This is a genomic window from Phenylobacterium sp., assembly GCF_030693625.1.
GTDB classification, from domain to species: Bacteria; Pseudomonadota; Alphaproteobacteria; order Caulobacterales; family Caulobacteraceae; genus Phenylobacterium; species Phenylobacterium ferrooxidans.
Map to the genome: position 1 here is coordinate 1 of NZ_JAUYAF010000044.1, position 3,692 is coordinate 3,692.

The window sequence follows — 3,692 nt, forward strand, 5'->3', positions numbered from 1 at the left end:
CAGTGGCGACCCTGCTCATCCTCAGCTCAATAGCTCAGGGGTTAGCGGTCCCTCCACCGACAGTCCGCCTGGCGCGCCAACGCCAGGCGGACGTCCCGGAAGACAGCCACAATCTAGCACCACCCCAACAGACAAGGGGTCGATAGGCCTGTCCGGTAAATCCACATCGTCATCCCGGCCGCAGCGGAGCGGAGAGCCGGGACCCAGGGGCGGTGCGCTGGGCCCCTGGGTCCCGGATCGGCCTGTCGGCCGTCCGGGATGACGGGATTGTTGTGCTGAGAGCCGAGCGCGACCCCTCATCCGACCCTGCTCCGCAGGGCCACCTTCTCCTGCAAGGGGAGAAGGACGCGTGCCTAAGCCGCCTTGTCGAACCGCGCCTCAGCCGCGTCGGCCAGGTCAAGCTGGCCCGGCGAGAGCTGGGCGCCGCGGCAGTCGGCGTAGCTGAAGCGGGCGCCGGTAAGGTCGGTGGCGGTGGTGCGGCCGCCGATCTCCATGTGGGTCAGGATCGCCCCGCGCAGGTCGGCGCGGGCGAGGTTGGCGCCGGTCAGGCGGGCGCCGCGCAGGTCCGCGCCCCGCAGGTTGGCCCCGCGCAGGTCGGCGCCCTCCAGATTGGCCGCCTGCAGGAAGGCGCCCTCCAGATTGAGGCGCACGAAACAGGCGCCGGGGGCCTGAAGGCCGGTGAGCTGGCCAGCGGCCAGGGCGTCGCCGACGACGCGGAGATCGGCCCCTTCGACCTGGGCGGCTGAGCCCTGCTTGCCGTGGGTGAGGCACCAGACCTGGTGGCCGGCCAGGGCCTCCAGCAGGGCCGGGCGCCTGGCGAGCGCGTCGGAGGTGGGGGCGTGAACCACGCGGTCCATGATGGCGTCGTGGGTGGTGGAGCCCATGAGCTGGGCGCCCGACAGCACGGCGTTGGTGAAGTCGGCGTTCTCCAGATTGGCGCTGGTGAAGTCGGCCTCCTCCAGCAGGGCGCTGGTAAAGTTGGCGGACTTCATCTTGGCGCCGTTCATCTTGGCGCCGCGCAGGGTGGCGTCGGAGAAGTCGGTGGCGAAGGCGGTGTTCACATCGGCGCGGATGCGGCTGGAGATGCCGTCGGGCATGCCGGCGCGTTGGCGCTGGGAGACCGCCACGAAGCCGAGGGCCGAGTGGGCGGCGATCTGGCCGGGGCGGAAGTCGGCGTCGGTCAGGTCCGCGTCGGAGAGGTCGGCGCCGCACAGCACGGCGCCGCGCAGGTCGGCGCGGCTGAGGCTGGCGCCGACGAGGTTGGACCCGCGCAGGTCGCTGCCAAACAGCATGGCGCGGTCGAGGATGGTCCCGGAGAGGTCGCAGCCGCGCATGCTGGCGCCGCTGAGGTCGGCGTCGGCGAGGTTGCGGCGGGGCATGGCCAGGCCGGTGAGATCGACCATGGGCAGGATCATCCGACGCCCGCCGGGGCTGCCGGCCAGGAACTTCTCATGGCTGAGGACGTGGCCCACCAGCTCGGCCTGGGTGAATGGTTCGACGGCTTTCTGCACCCAGACCCCACGCGCGTTCGGCCATTCGGGCCGTTCGTGATGAAACCGCACGTTGCGGGCAGAAGATGAAAAAAACTGAACAGGACTTGGTGAAGACCGTGGGACGGATTGACGCAGTATGGTCAAGCTTGGGGCCTTATGCCGCCTGGCCCGCGCACCATCCCGAGGACCAGGCCCATTGGAAGTTGTACCCGCCCAACCAGCCGGAGACGTCGACCACCTCACCGATGAAATAGAGGCCGGGAACCGCAAGGGCCTGCAGGGTTGCGGGGTCCAGCGCCTGGGTGTCGACGCCCCCCAGGGTGACCTCGGCGGTGCGATAGCCTTCCGAGCCTACCGGCTTGACGGTCCAATGGTTCACCGCGGCGTCCACGCGGGTCAGCACCTTGTCGGGCAGGTCGGCGATGTTGCCGAGCGCGCCCTCGTCCTCGGCGATCATCTGGGCCAGGCGCTTGGGGAGATGGTCGGCGAGCACGGTGGCGACAGCCTGGCGGCCGCGGGTGGTCTTGGCGAGCTTCATGGCCGCCATCAGGTCGACGCCAGGCGCCATGGCGACCGTGATCTCCTGGCCCTCGCGCCAATAGGACGAGATCTGCAGGATGGCGGGGCCCGACAGGCCGCGATGGGTGAAGAGCATGGCCTCGGCGAACCTGGTCTTGCCGCAGGCGACCACGGCGTCGACCGCCACGCCGGCCAGGGGCTTCAGCCGCTCCAGGGCGCCGACCTCGAAGGTCAGGGGGACCAGGGCGGGGCGGGTCTCGACCGTGGGCAGGCCGAATTGGGCGGCGATCTCGTAGCCCCAGCCGGTGGCGCCCATCTTGGGGATCGACTTGCCGCCGGTGGCCACGACCAGGGACGCGCAGGACACCACGCCGCCGGGCAGGGCGAGCTCGAAGCCGGTCGCGGTCCGGGTCACCTTGGCGACGGCGGTGGCCAGCCGCAGCTGGACACGGGCGGCCTTCATCTCCGCCAGCAGCATCGCGATGATGTCCTTGGCGCTGTCGTCGCAGAACAGCTGGCCCAGGGTCTTTTCGTGCCAGGCGATACCGTAGCGGTCCACCAGCTCGATGAAGTCGCGCGGCCGGTAGCGGCGCAGCGGTCCCCTGGCGAAGCGGGGGTTGGCGGAGATGAAGTTGTTCGGGCTGGCGCCCAGATTGGTGAAGTTGCAGCGGCCGCCGCCGGAGATGCGGATCTTCTCGCCGGCCGCCTTGGCGTGATCGATCACCAGGACCGAGCGGCCGCGCTTGCCCGCCTCGATGGCGCACATCATCCCGGCGGCGCCGGCGCCCACCACCACCACGTCGAAGCTCTGCATGGCTAGTTGAGCGGGCCGGAGAGCCAGGCTTCCAGGGTCGGGATCACAGTCTCGCCCGACTGGTAACCTCGGGTGACGACGGCATAGGCGCCGGTCTCCATGGGGCCGGCGATCAGGGTCGGGAAGCCGGTGACGCCGGCCTGCTGCGAGGTCCCGTAGTCGCGCCAGGTCTCGTGCTTGAGGTCGTCGCTGTCGAAGATGTCGAGGAAGCGCTGGCCGTCCATCTCGCGCTCGGTGATCAGGGCGGCCAGGACCTCCGGATCGGCGATGTTGCGGTTCTGGGCGTAGAAGGCGGCCTGCAGGTCAGCGAGGAAGGTCAGGGCCAGCTCGGTGTCATGGCGGCGCACGAAGACCACGGCGCGGGCCGCCGGGTCGGTGTCATAGAGGAAGCCCGGGGTGTCCAGCACGGCGGGGTCGAAGGGCAAGCCCGAGGCCTCGGTGACGTGGGTCCAGTGGCCCGCGAGCTCGGTCTTGGCCTTGTCGGTCATGGGCGTGTCGGTCCCCGGACGCAGGCCCCCCATGATCAACTGGATGGGCAGGGTGCGGCCGAAGGTCCTGCGAATGTCGGCGATCACCGGCGAGAAGCCGTAGCACCACGAGCACATGGCGTCGGCGAAGTAGATCAGGTGCGGGGTCTGCATGGTGGCTGAGTGTAACACCAGGGGCGGGGGCGTCGTGAGGGGGTTTGTGCGGCCCGATCCTTCTCCCCTTGCGGGAGAAGGTGGCCGGTCGGATGAGCAACCATGTTAAGTGGGTTGTCTAATCCAGGGCTGTTGCCGGCTGAGGACGAGGTTTGCGGCCTCGATGAGTTTTCTCATGACGGCGACGACGACGAGCTTTGCGGGCTTGCCTCGTGCGACGAGCTG

Annotated in this window: 3 protein-coding genes; all 3 read right to left on the reverse strand. The window is 69.6% G+C overall.

The genetic code is table 11. The annotated features are described in order from the left end of the window. Positions 1–353: 353 nt before the first annotated feature. On the reverse strand, positions 354–1,511 hold the full coding sequence (locus Q8N10_RS09570; RefSeq protein WP_304779708.1) for a pentapeptide repeat-containing protein: 1,158 nt from the start codon (positions 1,509–1,511) through the stop codon (positions 354–356). A gap of 136 nt (positions 1,512–1,647) precedes the next feature. After that, complete coding sequence (locus tag Q8N10_RS09575; protein WP_304779711.1) at positions 1,648–2,826, reverse strand: NAD(P)/FAD-dependent oxidoreductase; 1,179 nt, start codon at positions 2,824–2,826, stop codon at positions 1,648–1,650. 2 nt (positions 2,827–2,828) lie between these two features. Beyond that, the gene (locus Q8N10_RS09580) at positions 2,829–3,467 is read right to left on the reverse strand and encodes a DsbA family protein (protein WP_304779714.1); all 639 of its coding nucleotides are present in this window, start codon (positions 3,465–3,467) and stop codon (positions 2,829–2,831) included. Positions 3,468–3,692: the final 225 nt, after the last annotated feature.